We start from the raw sequence: 21,489 nt of genomic DNA on the forward strand, positions 1-21,489 counted from the left end.
TCTATACCCCCACGCGTGTGTTGGAGCCTGCCCCTGACCGGGGCGGGCTCTTTTGCGTTCCCGGGCGATCCCGCTTTTCGGCCGGGCCCGGCTCGTTTTCGGGCAGGGCCGGGCGGGGCGGGCAGGGCAAGGCGGGGCAGGCAGGGCAAGGGGGGCAAGGCGGGGGCACTGCGGGGAAGGGCTCCTCGGGTTGTCGGTCGGGACGGGGCGGAGAGGGGCCGGCGGGACTGATCGGGAGGCTGGGCGGGTCCAGGCAGCGGATGGAGACAGGGAGGCCGCACGGGCGATAGTTGCGACCCCGCAGCTCCCGTTGCTCTGTTGCAGGCATGAGAGAAGGGGTGGCGGAAGGCAGCGGCGGCGTGGGGGAGTCTGGCGGCGTGGTCGTGTAGTCGCTAGGGACGGTGGGTAATAGGTGAACGTGATTGTCCGGGTGGGTGCGTTCGCTGTGGCCGTGGGCTTGCTGGCCGGGTGTTCGGCTGCGGACGGTGGCGGCCGGGACTACAACCCGGCCCATCAGCCTCGCTACGTCGGGCCTGATGAGGGTGAGGGTCTTCCGAATCCGGCTGCTACCTGGCCTGGCTCCGGCACCGGTCTCGGCTTGCCAGGTATCGGGCAGGCCGCGCCGAGCGAACCCGATCATGTTGTGCGGGGCGGTGCCGTCTCTGCCGCCAAGGACAAGCCGGCGGTCTTCTCCCTCGTCAACCCGTCTGACGTCGTCCGGGTCACCGTCGGGGATCTCGGGCCTGATCTCTTCGAGGTCTCCACGCCCGCGGAGTCCAAGGTGGTGCCCAAGGTCGATGTCAACGGGAGCACCGTTGTCGCTGGGCTGCGGGGCACCGGGCTCACCGGTCCCGCTCTGATCACCATTGTGCTCAGTGATGATGTGCGCTGGAGTGTCCGGCTGACGGGCGGCGCCAGTGATCAGACCGTGGATCTCAAGGGTGGACCTGGCGGGGACGTCGACTTCGCGGCCGGCACCAGCCGAGCTGAGGTATCGCTGCCGGCGGCCCGCGGGACTCAGCGGGTTGTGGTCGGTGGTGGCGCCAGTCAGCTGGTCGTCAACCTCACCGGGACTGCTCCCGTACGGGTCGCTGCGAGGAACGGGGCCGGCGAGGTCACGGTGGACGGGCAGACCAAGTCCGGCGTACCCGGGGGCGCCGTCTTCACCGGGCCGGGGTGGGACACCGCCACCGACCGCTTCGACATCGACGCGACCAGCGGTGTCTCCTCCATGACCGTCGCCCGCAGCTAGCTGACGGCTGCCTGGCCGGCGGTGTGGAAGTGTCGCGATGGCACGCCGGCCGCGGCCAGCTGGATGGCCACCTCCGCGCACGGGTTCTGCATGGACACGACCACGTGATGGTCGTCCGCCAGGTCGCACAGGGCCACCAGCGTGCCCAGGTTGATCGCATCCACCTCCGGCACGTCGGCCAGGTCGAGGACCAGGCGCAGCGGGCGGACCTTCCGGACCGTGTGCACGAGAATCCGGCGGAACTGCACCGCGGAGTCCGCGCCCAGGGGGCCATGGGGCTGGAGCACAACGTTTCCGTCCGCGTCCGTTCGGACGTCGACCGCGGTGTTGAACATCGGTCTGCCTTCCGTCACCCCACGTTCGCCGGGCGGACAGCCTATGACGGTTCCCGCGGCGCGTCGACCGGCTGTTCGGGCCAGTTCATGATCCGGCAGGCGGCGCCGGGGCGGGGGCTACAGCGTCCGGGTCGCCGGTCACCTTGCCGGGGTTGAACAGGTTCCGGGGATCCAGGGTCTGCTTCACCGCCTGCATCATCGCCAGCACCGGCGGCTCCAGCTCCTGGCGCAGGCCGCGCCGCTTCAGCAGGCCCACCCCGTGCTCGCCGGTGACCGTACCCCCGAGGGCGATCGCCGCCGTCAGGATCTGATCGAACGCCGCCTGGGCCGACCGCCGGGCCGCGTCGTCGCCGGCCGGGGTTCGGATCAGCGGGTGCAGGTTGCCGTCGCCCGCGTGCGCGATGGTCGCGATCGCGACGCCGTGCCGGGCCGCGATCTCCTCGATCGAGGCGAGCATCGTCGGCACGGCCGACCGGGGCACGCACACGTCCTCGGTCAGCACCGGACCCAGGCGTTCCATCGCCGGGTAGGCCAGCCGGCGCGCGGCGAACAGCGCTTCCGCCTCGAACTCGTCGGTCGACTGCTCGGCCCACTGGGCGCCCGCGTCCCGGAAGACCCGGGCCAGCGCGTCCGCCTCCGCCTGGCCTGATTCGCCCGGCGTGTCGATCTGCGCGAGCAGCAGCGCCTCCGCCGTCGCCGACAGGCCGAGGTGCTTCCACTGCTCGACCGCCTGCAGGCAGGTCCGGTCCAGCAATTCCAGCGCGGTGGGGAGCAGACCCAGGCGGGTGGTCGCGGCCACCGCGTCGCCGGCGGCCACCAGGCTGTCGAAAGCCCCGACGACGGTACGGGGCGCAGCCGCGCGAGCCGGACGCAGCCGCACCGTGACCTCGGTGACCACTCCCAGCGTTCCTTCGGCGCCGACGAACAGGCTGACCAGGTCGTAGCCGGCCACTCCCTTCGTCGTGCGGTGGCCGAGGCGCACCGCCGTACCGTATGCGCCGGCCGGACCGCCCACGACGGCCTGCAGGCCGAGCACGTAGTCGCGGGTCACGCCGTATTTCAGGCAGCACAGGCCGCCCGCGTTCGTCGCCACGTTGCCGCCGATGGTGGACCAGGGTGCGCTCGCCGGGTCCGGCGGATACCAGAGACCGTGGGCCGCGACCGCGGCCTTCAGGTCGTCGTTGACGACGCCGGGCTGGACCACCGCGATCATGTTGTCCGGGTCGATCTCGAGGATCTTGTTCATCCGGGTCAGGTCCAGGATGAGACTGCCGTCGACCGCGTTGGCGCCGCCGGACAGCCCGGTGCCCGCTCCCCGCGCGATCACCGGGATGTCCCGGGCGGCGCAGGCTGCGACGATGGCGCTCACTTCTTCGGTGCTCCGGGCCCGGATCGCCCCGACCGGGCGGCCCACCGGGGCCCATTCCGCGTCGTCGTGGCTCAGCGAGCCGAGCACGTCCGGGTCGACGATGACGTCCAGCCCGGGCAGGGCCGCCGCGAGTGAGCCGGTCATGCCAGGCCCGCCAGGAACTTGAGCAGCGCCTCGTTCACCTGGTCCGGTTGGTCGATGTTGGCCGCGTGCCCGCTGTCCTCGAGGATCAGCGCGGCCGCGCGGGAGTTGGTCGCGGCCGCGGCGGTCGCGTGCTCGCACGGCCACAACTGGCTGTGGCGGCCGGCGAGGAGCAGGCTCGGCACCGCGACCCGGGCGACCACGTCACGCCAGTCCTGCTCCGCGTGGTCCTGCAGCAGCGGCCACGTCTCCGGGGCCCGGGCGTCGCTCATCCGCGGCACCCGGCCGAGGGCCTCGACCAACCGCCCCAACCGCTGCACCGACTCGGCGACCGGCAGGCCGTGGCCGGTGTCCGGCACGCCGTCCTCGAAGAAGGTGCCGAGGTTGTGCCGGGTGAGGCCGTAGAAGCCGTGCGGCCAGACCTCGTCGTTGACCATCTTCGGGGTCTGGTCGACGGTGACGATGCCGCGCAGCCGGTCGGCGCCGAACAGGTCGTAGTAGGCCCAGATCGTGCTGGCGCCCATCGAAGCGCCGACCAGGACGACCCGGTCCAGGCCGGCGGCGTCGAGGAAGTCGCGGATGTCCTTGCCGTGCCGGGCGATCCGCTGGCCGTACGCGGGATTGTCCGAACCGCCGTGCGAGCGCCGGTCCAGGCCGAGCACCCCGAAGCCGGCGCCCAGCAGGGCCCGGCGTTGCAGCTCCCAGGTCTCGGCCGAGGCGGTGAAGCCGGCGATGAGCACGACCGGCGGTCCGCTGCCCTCGTCGGTGTAGTGCAGGTTGACACCGTCGCTGGTGGCGATCGTCGACATGCCTCGACACTACGGCGGGGTCACCGGAAACGCTGGAGGAACTGCCTCGGGGCCAGTGCCCGGGCGGTGATCCGCACGTCGCCGAGCCAGCCGTAGAAGCCCTGGCCGTAGCGCAGGTCGAAGGACGTCGCACCGAGGACGAACGGGCGGCCCAGGGTGGCGATGCCGTGCGAGGCCTCGCTCGGATTCCGCAGAATCTTCGAGCCGTCGATCCACACGGTCGTCCGGCGGCTGTCGTTCACCACCGCCACGTGCATCCACCGGCCCACCGGCAGGGCATGGCTCCACGACGTCGGGTCGGCGTCCCGGTCGGCCGGGTAGACGACGTACTGCAGGAAGCGCTCGGGGGACACGTTGAGACTGCAGGTGGGTTCCAGCGGGGACCAGCCGCTGTGCTTGCCGGCGTCGCCGCTGCGGCCCTCCCAGCTGAGGATGCCCATCCAGGCGTGGTCGCCGACGAACGGGTCGGGCAGCTTCACGAACGCCTCGATGGTGTAGCCACCCTCGAAGGTCATGCCGTTCAGCACGGCGTCCGGACCGGTGTGCAGGATCGCGCCGCGGTCGGGGCCCTTGCCGCCGTCGAAGCGGAGGCTGGCGTGCGCGGGCTGGCCGGGGTGGTGCTCGGTGGAGAGGGTCAGGACGTCGGGGCCGCTGTTGGCCAGTCGCCGTACCGTCAGGTCGTTGCCCTTGCCGGTCAGGTCCCGGACCGTGGCGCCGTCGGCGACCGACTGCCCGGCGGCGTCGAAGCGCCAGTAGGCGGCCGTGTGCCGGTCCACGACCGCGGCGGCCGGCCGGGGTGCGGGCAGCGCCGGCGGGTCGAAGCCGGCGAACCGGTCGGCGAAGTCGATCTTCAGGCTGAACCGGTCGGCCGGCCCGGTGAGCTCGATGGTCTCCGCCTCCAGCTGCGTGCGTTCCGCCGGCCGCCGGGCGAGGAACCAGGGTGCGAAGGTCTCGACGTCGATCGTGTCGCGCGCCAGGTCGAACGTGTAGGTCCGGACCATGCCCGCGCCGCCGTAGTAGCGGTCCTGGTAGTTGGTGATGTGCACGTGGACGTCGTGCCCGGCGTCGTTCTTCAGCACGGTGCGTCCGGGCGGCCAGTAGTGCCCGTTCAGGGTCAGGAAGATCTGGTCGTTGCCCTTGATCAGGCGGTCCCAGAGGCGCTGTCCGTGGGCGGACAGGGCCGCGACACCGGCATCGTCGGCGTAGGCGAGGTCGTGCGTGGTGACGATCGCCGGTACCCGCCGGTGCTTGTCCAGGATGTTCTGCGCCCAGGCCAGACCGCGGTCGGAGATGCGCCAGTCCAGGGCGAGCACGAGCCACTGCCGGCCGCCCGCGGCGAGCAGGTGGGCGCTGTTGTAGCCGTCGGCGGACGCCCCGGCGAAGGTGGGCATCCGGGCGAAGCGGTGCGGTCCGAAGGCCCTCAGGTACGCCGAGTCACCACGCTGGTCGTCCGTGGACGACTTCACGTCATGGTTGCCGGCCAGCACGCTGTACGGCAGCCGCCCGTCCAGCCGCCGGAAACACTCCCCGGCGAGTCCGATCTCCTCGGCCGTACCGTGCTCGGTGACGTCGCCGAGGTGGGTCATGAAGACAACCTCACGCTGGTCGAGCAGGTAGCGGAAAGTCTCGCGCAGCGGCGCCGGGTCCGGGCTGTCGGCGTCGAAGAGGTACTGGGTGTCGGGCAGTACGGCGAGCGCGAAGCGTTCACCCGTACCGCCGCGGGTCTTGTCCGCCGCCTCGGCGGCCGATCCGGTCAGCAGGGGCACGGCAGGAGCGGCCACAGCCGCGCGCAGCAGGTTCCGTCGGTCCACGGTGATCACTCTGCTGAAGTCGCGGCAACAGCCGACGTCGGCGAGGCGAAGAACGGGCGAACAGCGCTCTTGTCGCCCACCGTTCCCGTCCCCGTCACAACCTTGTGGCCTGGCGGAGCGGGACCGCCACCCATCCTCTGCCCATGCGAATCGCGCTGGTCACGGAGTCCTTCCTGCCGGATGTCAACGGTGTCGCACACTCGGTCGTCCGGGCCGCCGAGCATCTCGTGCGGCGCGGGCACGACCCGTTGGTGATCGCTCCCCAGCCGCCGCCCGGCAGTCGTGGGGCGGTCGGTGAGCTGCCCTATCCGGTGGTGCGTATCCCGTCGTTGCCGATGCCCGGCTATCCGCAGATCCGGCTCGGGCTGCCGACCCCGGCCCTGACCAGCGCGCTGCGCGCCCACGGCACCGAGGTCGTGCACCTGGCGAGCCCGTTCGTGCTCGGTGCGTGGGGTGCGGCGGCCGCCCGGGCGCTGCGGTTGCCGGCCGTTGCGGTCTACCAGACCGACGTCGCCGCCTACGCCCGGGCGTACAAGGTCGCGATGACCGAGCACGCCGCGTGGCGGTGGATCCGGACCGTCCACAACGCGGCGTTCCGGACGCTGGCGCCGTCGACCGAATCGGTGACGGCGCTGGACAGCCACGGCGTGCGCCGGGTGCACCTGTGGCGGCGCGGGGTCGACGACGTGCGGTTCCATCCGCGGCACCGCAGCGCCGGCCTGCGCCGGGCGCTGGCCCCGGGCGGCGAGGTGCTGGTCGGCTTCGTCGGGCGGCTGGCGGTGGAGAAGCAGGTGGATCTGCTCGCGCAGACCAGCCGGTTGCCGGGGGTACGGCTGATCGTCGTCGGCGACGGGCCCGCGGCCGGTACGTTGCGCCAGGCCCTGCCCGATGCCGTGTTCCTGGGCGCCCGGCACGGTGCCCAGCTGGCCCGGATCTACGCCAGCCTCGACGTGTTCGCGCACACCGGCCCGTACGAGACGTTCGGCCAGGCGATCCAGGAGGCGATGGCCAGCGGGCTGCCGGTGGTCGCGCCGGCTGCCGGTGGGCCGCTCGACCTGGTCGCGGACGGCCTGACCGGGCATCTCGTGCCGCCTTTCCGGGCCGAGGGCTTCACCGCGGCGATCGCGGGGCTGGCCGGGGATCCCGCTCGGCGCGCCCTGTTCGGTGCCGCGGCCCGGGTCGCGGTCGAGGGCCGGACGTGGGCCGCCGTCGGCGACGAGCTGATCGGGCACTACGAGGCCGCGTTGCAGCCGGCCGCCGAGCGGGTGCTGGTGCCGGCATGAGGATCGTGCGGCTGGCCAACTTCGTCACGGCCCGCTCGGGTGGGCTGCGCACCGCGCTGCGGGAACTGGGTGCCGGCTATCTCGCCGCCGGGCACTCGCCGGTCCTGGTCGTGCCCGGGAACCGGTTCGCCGACGCCGAGACCGAGCAGGGCCGGGTCATCACGCTGCCCGGGCCCGAGGTGCCGCGGATGGGCGGCTACCGGGTGCTGCTCGACCGGCGCCGGGTCGCGGACACCCTGGCCCGGTTGCGGCCGGACCACCTGGAGGTCTCCGACCGGACGACGCTGCGCTGGACCGGCAACTGGGCGCGGCGGCACGGCGTGCCGTCGACGATGGTGTCGCACGAGAGCCTGGACGGGCTGCTGCGGCTGTTCGGCGGCGGCAACGGGCGGTGGCTGGCCGATCGGCTCAACGCGCGCAGCGCCGCCGGCTTCGACCGGATCGTGTGCACCACGGGCTGGGCGGCGGCCGAGTTCGAGCGGCTCGGGGTGCGTGACGTGGCTCGCGTACCGCTGGGCGTTGATCTTGATCTGTTCTCGCCGGACCGGCACGATCCGGCGCTGCGGCGCCGGTGGGCCGGGCCCGGCGACGCGCTGCTGGTGCACTGTGGCCGGTTGTCGGCGGAGAAGCAGCCACGGCGCTCGCTCGCCGCGCTGGCCGAGGTCCGTGCCGCCGGAGTGCCCGCGGTGCTGGTGGTCGCCGGCGGCGGGCCGCTGCGGCCCGCCCTGCAGGCCGAGGCGGCCGAACGTGGCCTGCCGGTCCGCTTCGCCGGTCATCTGCGCGACCGCACCGAGCTGGCCGCCCTGCTCGCGACGGCGGACGTGGCCCTGGCGCCCGGACCGATCGAGACGTTCGGCCTGGCCGCGCTCGAGGCCCTGGCCAGCGGTACGCCGGTAGTGGTCAGCGCCGCGAGCGCGTTGCCGGAGGTGATCGGGACGGCCGGTCTCGCCGCCACGACTGACGCGTCCTACGGTGCCGCGGTCCGTGCTCTGCTGGACCGCCCGGACCGCCGGGTCGCCGCCCGCGCGCAGGCGGAGCGGTTCCCCTGGTCGGCCTCGGTGGCCGGCTTCCTGTCGATCATGACTGCGGACCGGGCGGGCGCCGGTCGACGAGCCACTGGTACGGCATGATGGCCGGGTGACCGGGGGTTATCTGAAGGGCCGGATCCGTCGGGAGGACATCATCACGACGGCCGTCGCCGTGTACGCGGAGGCGGGCTACCACGGCTCGTCCCTGCGGGAGATCGCCCGCCGCGTCGGCATCACCCACGCCGGCCTGCTGTACTACTTCCCGACCAAGGAGTCGCTGCTCGCCGCCGTGCTGGAGCGCCGGGACGCGGAGGACACCGAGCGGGAGCGCCTGGCCGTACCGCCCGGCCGGGAGGCGCTGGCCCATCTGGTCGCGCTCGCCGAGCACAACGTCCGGCACCCCGGCATCGTCGACGTGTACGCCCGGCTGGCCGCCGAAGCAGTCGCGGCGGACCATCCCGCGCACGACTACTTCGAACGGCACTACCGGATGGCCCGGGAGTACGCGACCGCCTCGTTCCGGGTGCTGGCCGCCCGGGGCGAACTGCGCGCGGGCGTCGACCCCGAGCATGCGGGCCTGAACCTGGTCGCGCTGATGGACGGCCTTCAGGTGCAGTGGCTGTCCGACGGCACCGCGGTCGACCTGGTCGGCGCGCTGCGTTTCTACCTGCAGGACCTGCTCACCGTCCCGCTCGACTAGAGGGTCCGGGCGTAGGGGTCCCAGTCGGCCGGCAGGGCGGGCGGCGTGTCGGCCGTGCTCTGCACGACCACCGGGCGCCGGTCGGCGATCGACTCCTCGATGGACTGCATCGCGTCGAGCACGTGGTAGGCGAGCGCTCCCGAGGCGCGTTCCGGCATGCCGGCCCGGATCGAGCGGGCCAGCTCCAGCACGCCGGTGCCGCGCGAGGCCGGATGTCCCTGCGGCGCCAGCTCCTGCGGGTCGCCCCCGGTGAGCGGATGCAGCACCGTCGGGCCGTCGAAACGGTTGGGATCCGGGAGTACGGCGGTGCCCAGCGTGCCGGCGACCTCGAGGGTGGTGCGGGGCAGCGCCGAGTCGAAGGTCAGCACCACCTGGGCCGAGCCGCCCCGGCTGAACTCCAGCAGTGCCGTCACGGTGGTCGGGACGGTGACCGGGAACTCCGTACCGGCTCGGGGGCCGGAGCCGATCACCCGGGTCTCGCGGGCCCGTCCGCCGGTCGCGGTGACCCGGCCGATCGGTCCCAGCAGCTGCACGAGGGCGGTCAGGTAGTACGGGCCCATGTCCAGCAGCGGACCGCCGCCGGTCTGGAACAGGAACTCCGGCGCGGGATGCCAGCTCTCCGGCCCGGGTGACTGGAACAGGGCCAGTGCCGTCCGCGGCTCGCCGATGCGCCCGGCGTCGACGGCCCGCCGGGCGGTCTGCAGCCCCGCCCCGAGCACTGTGTCCGGTGCGCTGGCCACCCGGAGGTCCAGCTCGCGGGCGCGGTCCAGGAGTTTGCGGGCGGATGGCCGGTCGAGTGCGAGCGGCTTCTCCGCCCAGACGTGCTTGCCGGCCTCCAGCGCGGCCAGGCCCACGTCGACGTGGGCGGCCGGGACGGTGAGGTTGACGACGAGCTCGACGGCCGGGTCGGCGAGCAGGTCCTGGGTCGTGCCCGCGGCGGGGACGCCGTGCCTGGCGGCCTGGGCGGCGGCCCGGCCGGGGTCGAGGTCGGCGACCATGCGGACGTCCAGATCCGGGAAGCTGGTGAGATTCCGCAGGTACGTCTCGCTGATCGTGCCGGCCCCGATGACGCCGACCCGCACCGCGCCGGCGCTCATCGCGCGGCCCCCTCGTGCTGCTCGCTGTCGCGCAGGAACGCGAGGCTGGCTCCCAGGGCGGCGAAGATGTCGCCGTCGTAGCGGTCGAACTCGACGACCCGCAGGGCCTGCGGCGCCGCGGCGAGAACGTCGGTGACGGGGACCCGGCCCTGGCCGGCGGGGACCTGGCCGGAGCCGTCGGTGGCGAGGTCGCCGTCCTTGACGTGGATCGCGCGTACCCGGTCGCCGAGGCGGCGCAGCAGGGCCGGCGCCTCCGCGCCGCCGGCCGTGACCCAGTACGTGTCCACCTCAAGGACCACGGCCGGGTCGAGCTGCTCCGCGAGCACCTCGAAGGCGGTCCGGTCGCCGATCCGGGACTGCAGCTCCCAGAAGTGGTTGTGGTAGCCGACGGTGACGCCGTGCTCGGCGGCCACCTTGGCGGCGTCGTTGAGCGCGGTCGCGGTGGCGGTGATGTCGGCCGGGTCCTGCCAGCGGGCCGGCTCCACCATGGGGTCGATGACGATGCCGATACCCAGCTCGGCTGCGGCGGCGAACACCGCAGGCTGATCGACGCGCGGGTCGAGGAGCTGGGCGTGGGCCGTCGGCGCGGTCAGGCCGTGGGCCGGGAGCCCGGTGCGCAGTACGGCGAGGTTCTCCCGCACGCCGTACGGCTCCACCTGGGTGAACCCGAGGGCGGCGAGCCGGGCGAGGGTGCCGGCGGGGTCTTGGGCGAAGGCATCCCGGACTGAGTACAGCTGGACGGAAAGCTTGCTCATCGCTACCTCCAAGCGGTCTTCATCTTTTCTACCAGCTGGTCAAAATTCACGCTAGTGAGCGCTCTCTAGATCAACTGAACGGCACGATTCACACGCCTTATCCGGCGCGGCAATTTCGCGGTAATAGGTGGTGAATGACCGCGCCGCCAATGGGTATGAACCGGTTCTAATTGGCCGAAAGTATGAGTACTGACGCCCGCCGGTTTGAGCGCTCATCGGCCGTTCGGAGGATTAGCGGGCCCCGGGAACGATTTTCGGGTCTTCTGCCCGGTACGCCCGCGACACGGAATATCACCTAATCGGGTTAATGTGGACGTAGGTCCACAATTCCGGCTCTAGATCATGATTCTGTGGATCTAGCAATAAACCAGCCGAGAAAAGGTGGTTCCATGAGTAAGGCAACACGAATGCTGGCCATGACCGGAATGGCGCTGGTCGCCGGTGTGACGATGGCCGCCGGCCCCGCCGCGGCGTCCTCGTCGACCGCCCAGGGAACCACGTCCGTCACGCAGAGCACCCAGCAGCAGGCGAAGACCGACCGCGGCCGTGACCGTGACTGGGTCGCCGGCTACTACCGCACCCGCCTCCAGTGCGAGCGGGTCGGCCGCATCGGCGAGCGCTTCGACCGCTGGGACGACTACGAGTGCGAGCGCGTGCGCCGTGGCTTCCGGGTGATCTGGCGTCTCGACGTCGAGCGTGACTGGCACGGCGGCGGCCACCACGGTGGCGGCCACTGGAACAACGGCAACGACCACCACGGTGGCGGCCACTGGAACAACAACCGCCCGCGTCGCTGACGCCCAGCACCACCTGACCCGACACAACGTCGCCGGCCCGCGGTCTCCGCGGGCCGGCGACGCCCGTTTCCCGGCTCCGCGCCCGGAAACGACGGAAGGCCCCGGCCGGACGGTCGGGGCCTTCCTTTTCCGGTACGGCGTTACCTGGTGATCTTCCGCGTATAGCTCTTACCGGCCGAGGTGTTACCGGCCTTGTCGGAGCCCCAGTAGGTGACCGTCAGGGTGCCCTTCTTGACGCCCTTGAGACCCAGGCTCCAGGTGCCCCGGGCAGTCGGCGTCACGGTGAGGACGGTCGCCTTGGCCGAGGCCTTGCTCTTCGAGGTGGTCTTCACCCAGGTACGGCCGGTGTAGTAGTACCACTTGCCGTTGCGCTGCTCGATCAGCTTCACCCGGACCCGGGCCACCCCGACGCCCTTGTCGGTCGCCGTACCCGTGATCTTCGACCAGGCGGACGCCTTGCCGGCGTTCTTCGGCACGGTGAAGGTCACGACCGGCTTGTGGGTGTCCTTGGTGACCCTGACCGACCCGACCGTGACCGGCGTGCCGGCCCCGGCCTGGTTGAACAGCGTCACCTTGACCGTGAACGTGCCGGCCTTCGGGTAGACGTGCGCCGCGCTGCCGACATTCGGCGACATCGTGGAGGTTGCGCCGTCGCCCCAGGCCACCGAGACCTTGCTCGCTCCGCTCACGCCGCTGAGGCTGAGCTTGACGGACTGGGTCGCCCAGATCGACCTGCGGTCCAGGGCGTACCGGCCGGGCTGAGCCGCGACGACCACCGTGGACGTACCGGTGAAGCCGGCCGGCCCGGTGTTGCCCGCCTCGTCGGTCAGCGCTACCGACACCGGGAAGCGGCCCGCGGCCGCATAGGTGTGGGTCGCGGTCTTCGCCCCGGCCGCCAGGGTCTGCGGCGCGCTGCCGTCGCCCCAGGTGACGACCCGGCGGATCCCCGCCGGCGCACTCACGTCGTCGGTGAGCGCGGTCTGGGTCAGAGTGACCGTCTGACCCGGCCACAGCGCCGTCGCGTCCAGCGTGAACGTGCCCGTCGGTGCGGTGGAGTCCGACACGCCCGCGGTGGCCCGCGGCGCCGGGTCGGCCGTGACCGGCGTGTGCGCGGCGAAGTAGTTGACCAGCATCGTCAGGTCGTTGTCGCCGGTCGTCACCTTGTTGCTGCCCCCGGCCAGGGCGGCGAAGTTGTCCCCGCCGGTGGCCAGGAACGAGTTCGTCGTCACCCGGTACGTGCCCGCCGGGTTCAGCGTGACCCCGTTGAGCTTGAGCGACGAGGCGATGATCCGCTGACCCTGCGGCTGGGCGGCGTCGTAGGAGTAGGTGAGCCCCTTCGACACGCCCAGGTGCAGCACCGGACGGGACGCACCGGCCGGCTGCCACTGCTGCTCCAGCGCCAGCTTGATGTCGGCGCCGGTCAGCGTCTGGGTGATGACGTCGTTGGCGAACGGCTGCACGGCGAACGCGTCGGCGTAGGTGACCGTGCCGTCGGTGCCGTACTTGAGGTCGGACCGCAGGCCGCCCGGGTTCATCAGGGCGATCTGCGCCCCGCCCCGGCCGGCGTCGCGGGTCTGGTCCAGCTGCACATCGGCGATGAAGTTGCCCAGCACCGACTCGATGCCGCGGTCCTCGTTGCCGGCAGCGGTGTAGCCGCGCAGGATGTCCGCGGTGATCTTGCCCAGGGTCTGCTTGCCCAGCTCGGTGGCGTTGGCCTTGGCCTTGGCCACGAGGTCGGCGACCGCCGGATTCGACGTGACGCCCGTGACGGCGAGCAGCTCAGCCGTGGACGCGGTCACCGCGCGGGCGGCCGGGTCGTAGGTGAGCACGGCCTTGCCCAGCTTGACGCCGTAGTCCTCGGCCTGGATGACCGGCCGGGTCCGCGACGTGCCGGGGACCGGCACCTGGAACGCGTACGGCTGGTGGGTGTGACCGCTGAGGATGGCGTCGATCTCGGGGCTGACCTGGGTGTACCGGCCGAAAACGGGGTCGGCCACCAGCTCGGCGGCGGAACCGATGTGCTCCGACGCCGCGCCCTCGTGAGCCAGCAGCACCAGGACGTCGGCCTCGCCGTTGGCCGCGTTGCCGTCGGACAGCTCCGTGGCGAGCTTGTCCGCCTCGGCCACCGGGTCCCGGAACTCCACGCCGGCGATGCCGCCCGGCGCGACCAGCGAAGCGGTCTGCTCGGTCACCACGCCGATGTAGCCCACCTCGACGCCGCCCAGGCTCTGCACCGAGTACCCGGGCAGCACCCGCTTGCCGTCCTTGTAGACGTTGGCCGCGAGGTACGGGAACTTCGCCCGGTCCTCGACCCGGCCCAGCAGGTCGGCCAGGCCCTTGTCGAACTCGTGGTTGCCGACCGCCGCGACGGTCAGCCCGCCGGCGTTCAGCACGTCCAGGGTCGGATTGTCGTTGTCGATCGCCGACACGAAGGTCGACGCCCCGATGTTGTCTCCGGCGGAGACCCACGCGGTGTTCGGGTTGGCGGCCCGCAACCGGTCGACCAGCCCGACGAGCTGGGCGGCGCCGCCGACCGGCTGGCCGCCCGCGGTCGACGGCGGCTCGAGCCGGCCGTGGAAGTCGTTGATGGTCAGCAGCTGCAGGTCGACCGGCTTGGTCAACCCGGTCTCCAGGCCGATCACCACGGGATCGTGGTCGCTGGCCCGGTACGGACCGGCGTCGTAGAACGGTGCGTAGACGTCGTACTGGTAGGCGTACGACTCGACGGAGTTGATGTTCCAGATGTCGACGCCGGTGACCCGCTCGGCGAGCGGGGCGGTGGCCAGCCCGTGGTCGAGCGAGCCGGTCTCGCCGCCGAAGACGTACGAGTACCCGCCCGGTGCCCCGGTGGTGTGCACGTCGGTGAAGCCCTTGTCGTACAGGGCCTGCATCGGGTCTTCCCGGGTGTAGGCGTTGAAGTCGCCGAGCAGCAGCACCTGGTCGCTGCCGCTGCCGGCCTTCAGCTGGTCGACGAAGCCGGCCAGCGAGTTCGCCTGCCGCACCCGGTCGCCGTTGTACGGCCCCTGCCCGTCACCGCTGTCGGCGTTGTCGCCGCTCGGCGGGGTCGAGGCGCTCTTGGACTTGAAGTGGTTGGCCACCACGGTGAAGGTGATCGCGCCGGAGGTGAACGTCTGCGCGATCGGCTCGCGGGCGTTGGACCACACCGACTCGTCGTTGATCGAGCGGGCGGCGCCCTTCAGGGTGACCGCGGCCGGCTTGAAGATGATGGCCGTGGTGATGAAGTCCTGCTGGGCGGCGGCCGGGAGGTCCGCCGGCGAGCGCACGTAGTCCCAGGTGCCCGCGCCGTCGACCGCGTTCAGCGCGCCGACCAGCGTCTCCAGCGCCCGCTGCGGCTGGTCGGCCTCGAACCGGACCGAGTTCTCGATCTCCATCAGCGCGACCACGTCGGCGTCCAGGGCGGTGATCGCCGAGACGATCTTCGCCTGCTGCTTGGCCAGCGCGGCCGCGTCGGCGGCTCCCCGGGCCGGCTCACCGAAGTGCACGAAGTAGTTCAGGACGTTGAAGCTGGCCACCTTGATGTCACCACCGACCGCGGCGGGCGCCGCGGTGCGCGGGTTGGTGTCCTTGAACGTCGTGCGGGCCGGTGCCGGGGTTCCCGCGTCGACCGGAGTGGTCGGCTGCAGCCGCCACTCGTTGAAGCCGAAGCCCAGGACGGCCGGGCCGAACGATTCGACGGTGTCATCCACCCGGACCGGGTCGGTCTTCGACAGGTACGGCGGCGCGAGCCCGGCCGAGGCCAGGTTCGTCGTCCGGCCGTCGTCGAGCAGGATCCGGCCGAGCTTGTTCGCCGCCTTGACCTGCGCCGCGGCCTCGGTGCCGGGGCGGGCCACGTCGGTCGGCACGCGGGCCGGGGCGTTGCCGGCGGCGAGCACGATCTCGCCGTACCGGTTGGTGTTGTAGACGTCGGAGACGGTGTACGCCCCGACCGGGGCGACCAGCATGCCCTCGACGGACTCGCGGGCGTCGTCGGCCAGCGGCAGGCTCAGCGGTACGGGCGCCGGCAGCGGCGCGTCGTGCGCGCAGACCTGCACGTCGGCCTTGGCCGCGATGCTGAGCTGGGTGAACGCGTTGAACTCGGTGGCCGTGCCGGTGACGCGGACCCGGTCACCGAGGGCGACGGCCGGGGCGGTGCCGGTGGGCAGGTAGACGAAGACGGCGTCGGAGGCCGTGCCCGCGGCGACCGGGCGGTCCCCGCCGCTGCCCGCGGTCTGCACGTAGATGCCGTTGTAGCCACCGGTGCGGTGGTCGGCGGTCACGACGCCCTCGACGGTGACCCGGGTGCCGGCCAGCGTGGTGGCCGCGCCGGTGCCCTGCACCTCGGCGATGGTGTGGTCGGTCGCGACGGTGCAGCCGGGGGCCGGGTCGGGATCGGGATCCGGGTCCGGCGCGACGGCGTTGCGCGCGCCGAAGCTGTTCGCGGCCGGCGCCTTCCAGACGCCGTCGATCTTCTGCAGCGAGTCGGCCGCAGTGGTGCTCTGACCCTCGACGACGCCGAGGTCGACACCGGAGGTGCCGGCCGCCGGTCCGGCGGTGGCGGCGAAAGCCCCCTCGTAGGTGAGGAACTCGGCGACCGCACCGGCCGGGTCGACCAGGGCCGCCCCGTCCGGGCCGTTCTGGATCCCGTCCACCGGATACCTCTGCACGACCACGCCGGCGGCCGGAACGCTCCCGGCGAACGTGTCGGTGTCGTAGACCACGCCACCGTTGCCGTTGTAGAGCACGATCCGCCAGCCGGTCAGATCGAAGCCGGCGGGCGCCTCGATCTCGATCGCCTCACCGCTGTCGGTGCCGGAATTGTCGTAGTGAATTTCGCTGATGAATGGTCCCGGCACCGCTTTTGCGGCGCGTACCGGCGCAGTTTCCGCGGCGCGGGTCGGCGCTTCCGCGGCGCGAGCCGGACCGGTGAAGCCGAGGCCGAGGGTGGTGGCCACGAACGCCGCACCGAGAGCGTGACGCCCTGACCGGGATCGCGGAGCGACCCCGGCTGCGGGCATGGATCGACGCATGGAGTTTTGTCCTTCCAAGGTTCTAATGCGCCGGAGCGTAAGCAGGTCCAATGACGATCAACGCTCGTTCAGGTAACGAACAGGCATACGTCGGCACCCGAGTGCGAGCATGCCTCACGTATAGTCGCCGCCGATCACCACAACACGCTTTTCGACACGGGGGATTCTGCATGTTCCTGTTCCACCGCAAGGCTTTGACGGTCGCCGGCGTCACCGCGGCGGCGGTCGCCTCGACCGCGTTCTTCGCTGTGCCCGCCCAGGCGGCGTCCGCCGGCCTGGCCAAGGTGGTCGGTTCGTCCACCGTCCAGTTCAACGCTCTGCTGGGCAAGAGCAACGGGCTGACCATCACCATCTCGGGCCGCACCGTCACGCTGAACGACAAGGTCGCCATCAAGGCCGGCAAGGGCTGCAAGGCGGTCAAGGGCGACAAGACCAAGGTCAAGTGCAAGACCAAGAAGAAGACGTCGCGGCTCAGCGTCGCCCTCGGCGACAAGAACGACTGGGTCTTGAACAAGACCTCCGTCTACATGCTCGCCGACGGTGGTTCCGGCACCGACAAGCTCACCGGTGGCTCGGCGGCCGACCAGCTGCAGGGCGGCACCGGCAACGACAAGCTGTACGGCCGGGGCGGCATCGACACGCTCTTCGGTGGCTCGGGCAACGACCACCTGGCCGGTGGCGCCGGCAACGACCGCATCGACGCCGGGCCCGGCACCGACAAGGCCTACGGCGAAGCCGGCAACGACGAGATCCTCGGTGGTTCGGGCAACGACACCCTCTCCGGCGCCGCGGGCATCGACGGGATCGAGGGCGGTGCGGGCAACGACACGATCACCGGTGCCGCCGGCAACGACGTGCTCGTCGGTGACGCGGGCAACGACCGCATCACCGGATCGACCGGTGACGACGTGGTCTACGGCGATGCGGGCAACGACTGGCTCGCCGGCGACGCCGGCAAGGACATCGTTCTCGGTGAGGCGGGCAACGACACCGTCGCCGGTGGCGACGGGAACGACTACCTCTTCGGCAAGGCCGGCAACGACACCATCGCCGGCCACAAGGGCGACGACGCCCTCGTCGGCGAGGACGCCGTGGCGGGTCAGCCGTCCGGTAGCGACGCGGCTCGGGACCAGCTCGACGGCGGCGCCCACGCCACCGTCCTCGGTGACTTGTGCCTGATCAAGGCCGCGGGCACCGCGAAGAACTGCGAGGACGTCCGGGGTGGCACGCAGGCGCGTTCCGCGGCGGTCGCGCCGGCGGCCCGGATCGAGGCTGCCGTGCAGGCGCAGCAGCGGGCGGCGGCCGCCCGGGCGGCAATGAAGTAGACAACACCTGGTTATGGACGGCCCGGCCGAGCGGAGTGACCCCCGCTCGGGCGGGCCGTCTCCCGTGTACTGGTTTCAGATGAATTCCGATGGCATGCTGGCTCCGGGACGCGGCCGGAGGTGCACGGTGGACACATCACCCCAGCGGGACGGGGGCGGCGACACCCCCACAGCCGTGCGCGTTCTCGTGGGCGCCTACCTGCGGCGGCTGCGCGAGGAAAGCGGCCTGACCAGGGCCGAGGCCGGCGGACCGCGGCAGCTGCCGGAGTCGGCGATCGACCGGATGGAGCTGGGCCGGGCCACCTTCGCCGAGCGGGACGTCCTCGACCTGCTGTCCCGCTACGGCGTCCACGACGAACACGAACGGGCGGCTCTGCTGGCCCGGGTCCGCGAGGCCAACGCGCCGGGCCGGTCGCACGCCTACAGCGACGTGACGCCGAACTGGTTCGAGCGGTATCTGAGCCTGGAAGCGACGGCCTCGCTGATCCGGACCTACGAGGTGCAGTCCGTGCCGGGCCTGTTGCAGACCGAGGGGTACGCCCGGGCGGTGATGCCCCGGGGAGCCGGGAGCGCTCGTCGCGTCCGGCAGCGACTGGCGCAGCAGCAGATGCTCACCCGCCCCGACCCGCCGAAACTCTGGGCGCTCGTGGACGAGGCGGCGTTGCGGCGCCCGGTCGGCGGCAAGCGGGTGATGCGCGACCAGCTCGAGGCGCTGCTCGGCATCGTGACGAAGTCGCCCAACGTACGGCTGCAGGTGCTCCCGCTCACCGCGGGTGGGCACGCGGCGGCCGGCGGATCGTTCACCATCCTGCGCTTCCCGCAGCCCGACCTGCCGGACATGGTCTACCTCGAGCAGCTCACCAGCGCGCTGTACCTACACAGCCGCAAGGACGTCGAATTCTACTTCCACGCGGCGAACCGCCTGTTCGTCGAGGCCGCGCCGCTGCTGGACACCGCCGTCATCCTGGAAAGGATCATCGACGACCTGTCCTTACAATCCGACCGCACTCCACAGTAGACAGATCGAGTTGAAGGGCATCGCCGATGACCGACGGACAGGCGCCGAAGATCGATACCACCGTCCCGCAGACGGCCCGGGTCTGGAACTACTGGCTGGGCGGCAAGGACAACTACGCGGTCGACCGTGACCTCGGCGACCAGATCGCCGAGGAATACCCGATCATCGTCGACATCGCCCGCGCCGACCGCGCGGTGCTGAACAGGGCCGTCCGCTACCTGGCGGGCGAGGCCGGCGTCCGGCAGTTCCTGGACATCGGTACGGGGCTGCCGACCACGAACAACACGCACGAGGTGGCCCAGGAGGTGGCCCCGGAGTCCCGCATCGTCTACGTCGACTACGACCCGCTGGTGCTGGTGCACGCCCGCGCGCTGCTGACCAGCGGCCCGGAAGGCGCGACGGACTACATCGACGCGGACCTGCGCGACACGGAGACGATCCTGCGCGAGGCGGGGCGCACGCTGGACTTCACCAAGCCGGTGGCGCTGATGCTGTCCGGGATCCTGGCCCACCTGCCCTCGGCCGAGGAAGCGGCGGCCATCGTGGGCAGGGTCATGGACGCCCTGGCGCCGGGAAGCTATCTGGTGGTGGTCGACGGGACCAACACCAACCCGGAGCTCAACGAGGTCATGAAGATCTGGAACGCGACGGCCAATCCGCCGTACGCGATGCGCAGCCCGGAAGAGATCGCCAGCTACTTCGCGGGCCTGGAGCTGGTCGAGCCGGGCCTGGTGGACGTGACCCGCTGGCGGACCGAGCCGGGCGAGACGCGTCCGCTGCACAACCTGGTGGGAGTCGGCCGCAAGCCCGCGTAGGCGCGATCAGAGGCACGGCGGGGTGTAGCGGTGGAACCGCAGGCCCCGGAAGGTCAGCTCGTTGGGCGTCTTGCCGACGAAGACCAGCCCCCGCGCCTCACTGATCGCATCGGCGAAGGAGTGCGCGGGCGCGCCGAGCGCGGGCACTGAGGTCCACGCCTCGGGCCGGAAGCTGAAGAACCTGGTCACCGTCCGGCCCCGGGTCGACGGGATCGCGGTGGCCCACTGGGCGCCGCCGCTCCACTGCGAGGCGGGCCGCAGCTGCACGTACAGGTCGTCGGTCGCGCTGTAGGTGAGCCAGAAGCCTCGGGACGCCGACAGGTCGACCTGTGCCTCGAACTGGTTGGCGAGCCAGACGACGACCACGTGCCATTCCGGGTTGAGGAAGGACACCTTGGCGGCGTAGCGGTCGCCGTGGGCGTGGGCGGCGGTGGGTGCTCGGCATCGGCAAGTCAAGAACATCAATGTCTTGGGGATCGCTCAGGCTCGCTGGCGGATCCAGGTGCGGCAGGTCTGGTCGATGGGGCGGAACTCGGTGCCGAAGACCTGGGCGGATGCCTTGTCGACGCCCACTCGCTCGCGCAGGGTCAGGGTGACGAAGTCGAAGAGTTTGCGTTCGCCGTACTTGTCGGCGAGGCAGTCGACCGCGAAGTGGCTCAGACCGTAGTAGGCGCTGGCCTCGTTGCGGCCGGCGTTGTCGGACAGCTGGCCGAGCACGATGCTGGACGGCCGTTTGCGGCGCAGCGCGTCGCGGACTTCGGGCAGGCGGCTGGTCGCGGTCGCCGGGCGGGGTGCGTAGGCGATGTACTCGGCAATGCCCTCCTGCAGCCACATCATCGGGTTGGCGATCGCCTGGCCGCCGAGGTCGGCGCCGCCCACGGTGACCGCGTGGCCCATCTCGTGCTGGAGGAGGTTCTGCAGCTTGCTGCCGCTGCCGGCCGCGCTCATCCTGATGATGATCTCGGTCATGACACCCTGCGGGAAGGTGGCGTAGCCGATGGCCCAGCGACCTTGGGAGCCGCCGAACCAGGTGCGCCACTGTTTGTCGGTGGCCATGTAGACGCGGTACCGCGTCTGGGGGTTGCCGACGAGTCCGGCGTAGTGGTCGGCCCTGGTGGCGGCTCGCTCGGCGGCCGCGAGCACTTCCTTGATCCGCTTGGCGTCGCCGCGGCCGGCGCTGACGGTGACGCGTTTTCCCTTGGCCTGCACCAGAGGGGTGACCTGCCAGGGCGGTGAGGCCCAGGATTCGGAGGCCAGCCGGGGCGCGCCGACGGCGGTGATCCGGTAGTCCAGGGCCGCGACCTGCCGGATGGTCAGGCCCTGCGCGATCATCGGCGCGCCCGGACCACCCGGGTTCAGGTACCTGAACGGCGGGCAGCTGTTCGCGCTGAAGCAGTAGGTCAGGAAGAAGTCCTCGGTCCAGCTCGAGTCTCCCCAGCCCACCGGCTTGGGAATGAGGCGGTGGAACTGCAGAGCGGTCACGTCGAGCCCGCGCAGTGACGTGTAGAGCTGACGGTAGTAGGCTCGTACCTTGGGCTTGCCGGGGTCGACCATGGCGAGCCAGCCCGCTTGGTCGCCCTTGAGCAGAGCCGCCGCCGCCTTGTTGAGAGTCTCCTCGGCCCGGCCGCCAGGGCTGTCGATCTGAGCCCGAGTGGTGATGGCAGTGGCCGGCGCCGCAGTGGTGACGGTCTGGACCGGCCTGCTGACGTCGCTGATCACCTGGGCCGCGGTCTGCGCCGGCTCGTGGGTGACGACGGCACCGATCGCGGTGGTGATGGCGACGACGGCCAGGACGGCGCCGCCGAGGATCGCCGTGCGCCGACGGGACAGCTTCGGTGCGGCGGGCGGAGCGGCCGGCTCGACGGGAGCCTGGAAGCCTCGTCGAATCTGCGGTGTGGCTGGGTCCTGCACTGGTGCCCCTGACTGG

The 21,489-nt window shown here is 71.6% G+C and carries 17 protein-coding genes; 8 read left to right on the forward strand and 9 right to left on the reverse strand.

Annotated features, from left to right (window positions below; all coding sequences use genetic code 11):
* Positions 1–643: 643 nt before the first annotated feature.
* Positions 644–1,252 carry a hypothetical protein gene (locus tag Aau02nite_RS30340; RefSeq protein ID WP_212992022.1) on the forward strand — a complete coding sequence of 203 codons (609 nt, stop codon included), beginning with the start codon at positions 644–646 and terminating at the stop codon, positions 1,250–1,252.
* Here Aau02nite_RS30340 and Aau02nite_RS30345 read toward each other — a convergent pair.
* The 4 genes from Aau02nite_RS30345 to Aau02nite_RS30360 form a co-directional block, all read right to left on the reverse strand.
* Complete coding sequence (locus Aau02nite_RS30345) at positions 1,249–1,539, reverse strand: STAS domain-containing protein (protein WP_246595560.1); 291 nt, start codon at positions 1,537–1,539, stop codon at positions 1,249–1,251. The genes Aau02nite_RS30340 and Aau02nite_RS30345 overlap by 4 nt on opposite strands.
* Positions 1,540–1,672: 133 nt before the next feature.
* Positions 1,673–3,100 (reverse strand): FAD-binding oxidoreductase, encoded by a 1,428-nt coding sequence (locus Aau02nite_RS30350; RefSeq protein WP_212992024.1) that lies wholly within the window; start codon positions 3,098–3,100, stop codon positions 1,673–1,675.
* A complete protein-coding gene (locus tag Aau02nite_RS30355) occupies positions 3,097–3,906 on the reverse strand; it encodes an alpha/beta fold hydrolase (protein ID WP_212992025.1) in 810 nt (269 codons plus the stop codon). The genes Aau02nite_RS30350 and Aau02nite_RS30355 overlap by 4 nt, the downstream gene beginning before the upstream one ends.
* Before the next feature lie 20 nt (positions 3,907–3,926).
* Positions 3,927–5,717, reverse strand: coding sequence for a LamG-like jellyroll fold domain-containing protein (locus Aau02nite_RS30360; protein ID WP_212992026.1), 1,791 nt, complete (start codon positions 5,715–5,717; stop codon positions 3,927–3,929).
* A 143-nt stretch (positions 5,718–5,860) separates the two neighbouring features.
* Between Aau02nite_RS30360 and Aau02nite_RS30365 the strand changes: the two genes are divergently transcribed.
* From Aau02nite_RS30365 to Aau02nite_RS30375, 3 genes are read left to right on the forward strand one after another with little or no spacing between them, the layout of a single operon-like run.
* Positions 5,861–7,000: a glycosyltransferase family 4 protein gene (locus Aau02nite_RS30365; protein WP_212992027.1), complete on the forward strand. Its 1,140-nt coding sequence runs from the start codon at positions 5,861–5,863 to the stop codon at positions 6,998–7,000.
* Positions 6,997–8,130 (forward strand): glycosyltransferase, encoded by a 1,134-nt coding sequence (locus tag Aau02nite_RS30370; RefSeq protein WP_212992028.1) that lies wholly within the window; start codon positions 6,997–6,999, stop codon positions 8,128–8,130. The genes Aau02nite_RS30365 and Aau02nite_RS30370 overlap by 4 nt, the downstream gene beginning before the upstream one ends.
* Positions 8,131–8,137: 7 nt before the next feature.
* Entirely contained in the window at positions 8,138–8,728 is a 591-nt protein-coding gene (locus tag Aau02nite_RS30375; protein WP_212992029.1) for a TetR/AcrR family transcriptional regulator, read from the forward strand.
* On the opposite strand, the gene Aau02nite_RS30380 is transcribed toward Aau02nite_RS30375, so the two are convergent.
* Entirely contained in the window at positions 8,725–9,825 is a 1,101-nt protein-coding gene (locus Aau02nite_RS30380; RefSeq protein ID WP_212992030.1) for a Gfo/Idh/MocA family protein, read from the reverse strand. The genes Aau02nite_RS30375 and Aau02nite_RS30380 overlap by 4 nt on opposite strands.
* Entirely contained in the window at positions 9,822–10,580 is a 759-nt protein-coding gene (locus tag Aau02nite_RS30385; protein WP_212992031.1) for a sugar phosphate isomerase/epimerase family protein, read from the reverse strand. Before Aau02nite_RS30385 ends, Aau02nite_RS30380 begins: the two co-directional genes overlap by 4 nt.
* 389 nt (positions 10,581–10,969) lie before the next feature.
* Here Aau02nite_RS30385 and Aau02nite_RS30390 point away from each other — a divergent pair, with 389 nt between their 5' ends.
* The gene (locus tag Aau02nite_RS30390; RefSeq protein ID WP_212992032.1) at positions 10,970–11,377 is read left to right on the forward strand and encodes a hypothetical protein; all 408 of its coding nucleotides are present in this window, start codon (positions 10,970–10,972) and stop codon (positions 11,375–11,377) included.
* A 140-nt stretch (positions 11,378–11,517) separates the two neighbouring features.
* On the opposite strand, the gene Aau02nite_RS30395 is transcribed toward Aau02nite_RS30390, so the two are convergent.
* On the reverse strand, positions 11,518–16,329 hold the full coding sequence (locus Aau02nite_RS30395) for an ExeM/NucH family extracellular endonuclease (protein ID WP_246595561.1): 4,812 nt from the start codon (positions 16,327–16,329) through the stop codon (positions 11,518–11,520).
* 245 nt (positions 16,330–16,574) lie between these two features.
* On the opposite strand from Aau02nite_RS30395, the gene Aau02nite_RS30400 reads away from it, so the two are divergent.
* From Aau02nite_RS30400 to Aau02nite_RS30410, 3 genes are all read left to right on the forward strand, one after another.
* Positions 16,575–17,729, forward strand: coding sequence for a calcium-binding protein (locus tag Aau02nite_RS30400; RefSeq protein WP_212992033.1), 1,155 nt, complete (start codon positions 16,575–16,577; stop codon positions 17,727–17,729).
* Between the two features lie 127 nt (positions 17,730–17,856).
* Complete coding sequence (locus Aau02nite_RS30405) at positions 17,857–18,747, forward strand: helix-turn-helix domain-containing protein (protein WP_246595562.1); 891 nt, start codon at positions 17,857–17,859, stop codon at positions 18,745–18,747.
* 26 nt (positions 18,748–18,773) lie between these two features.
* Positions 18,774–19,562, forward strand: coding sequence for an SAM-dependent methyltransferase (locus Aau02nite_RS30410; RefSeq protein ID WP_212992034.1), 789 nt, complete (start codon positions 18,774–18,776; stop codon positions 19,560–19,562).
* 6 nt (positions 19,563–19,568) lie between these two features.
* Here Aau02nite_RS30410 and Aau02nite_RS30415 read toward each other — a convergent pair whose 3' ends face one another.
* Together Aau02nite_RS30415 and Aau02nite_RS30420 are read right to left on the reverse strand one after the other, a co-directional pair.
* The gene (locus Aau02nite_RS30415; RefSeq protein ID WP_212992035.1) at positions 19,569–20,018 is read right to left on the reverse strand and encodes a hypothetical protein; all 450 of its coding nucleotides are present in this window, start codon (positions 20,016–20,018) and stop codon (positions 19,569–19,571) included.
* Positions 20,019–20,042: 24 nt separating this feature from the next.
* A complete protein-coding gene (locus Aau02nite_RS30420) occupies positions 20,043–21,473 on the reverse strand; it encodes a hypothetical protein (RefSeq protein WP_212992036.1) in 1,431 nt (476 codons plus the stop codon).
* Positions 21,474–21,489 lie beyond the last annotated feature (16 nt).

The sequence above is a fragment of the Actinoplanes auranticolor genome (genome assembly GCF_018332655.1).
GTDB classification, from domain to species: Bacteria; Actinomycetota; Actinomycetes; order Mycobacteriales; family Micromonosporaceae; genus Actinoplanes; species Actinoplanes auranticolor.

Excerpts from the sequence above, each read along its gene's own strand:
- Aau02nite_RS30350 (WP_212992024.1), bottom strand. The coding sequence starts at position 3,100 with ATGACCGGCTCACTCGCGGCGGCCCTGCCCGGGCTGGACGTCATCGTC.
- Aau02nite_RS30355 (WP_212992025.1), bottom strand. The coding sequence starts at position 3,906 with ATGTCGACGATCGCCACCAGCGACGGTGTCAACCTGCACTACACCGAC.
- Aau02nite_RS30365 (WP_212992027.1), top strand. The coding sequence starts at position 5,861 with ATGCGAATCGCGCTGGTCACGGAGTCCTTCCTGCCGGATGTCAACGGT.
- Aau02nite_RS30370 (WP_212992028.1), top strand. The coding sequence starts at position 6,997 with ATGAGGATCGTGCGGCTGGCCAACTTCGTCACGGCCCGCTCGGGTGGG.
- Aau02nite_RS30380 (WP_212992030.1), bottom strand. The coding sequence starts at position 9,825 with ATGAGCGCCGGCGCGGTGCGGGTCGGCGTCATCGGGGCCGGCACGATC.
- Aau02nite_RS30385 (WP_212992031.1), bottom strand. The coding sequence starts at position 10,580 with ATGAGCAAGCTTTCCGTCCAGCTGTACTCAGTCCGGGATGCCTTCGCC.
- Aau02nite_RS30390 (WP_212992032.1), top strand. The coding sequence starts at position 10,970 with ATGAGTAAGGCAACACGAATGCTGGCCATGACCGGAATGGCGCTGGTC.
- Aau02nite_RS30400 (WP_212992033.1), top strand. The coding sequence starts at position 16,575 with ATGTTCCTGTTCCACCGCAAGGCTTTGACGGTCGCCGGCGTCACCGCG.
- Aau02nite_RS30410 (WP_212992034.1), top strand. The coding sequence starts at position 18,774 with ATGACCGACGGACAGGCGCCGAAGATCGATACCACCGTCCCGCAGACG.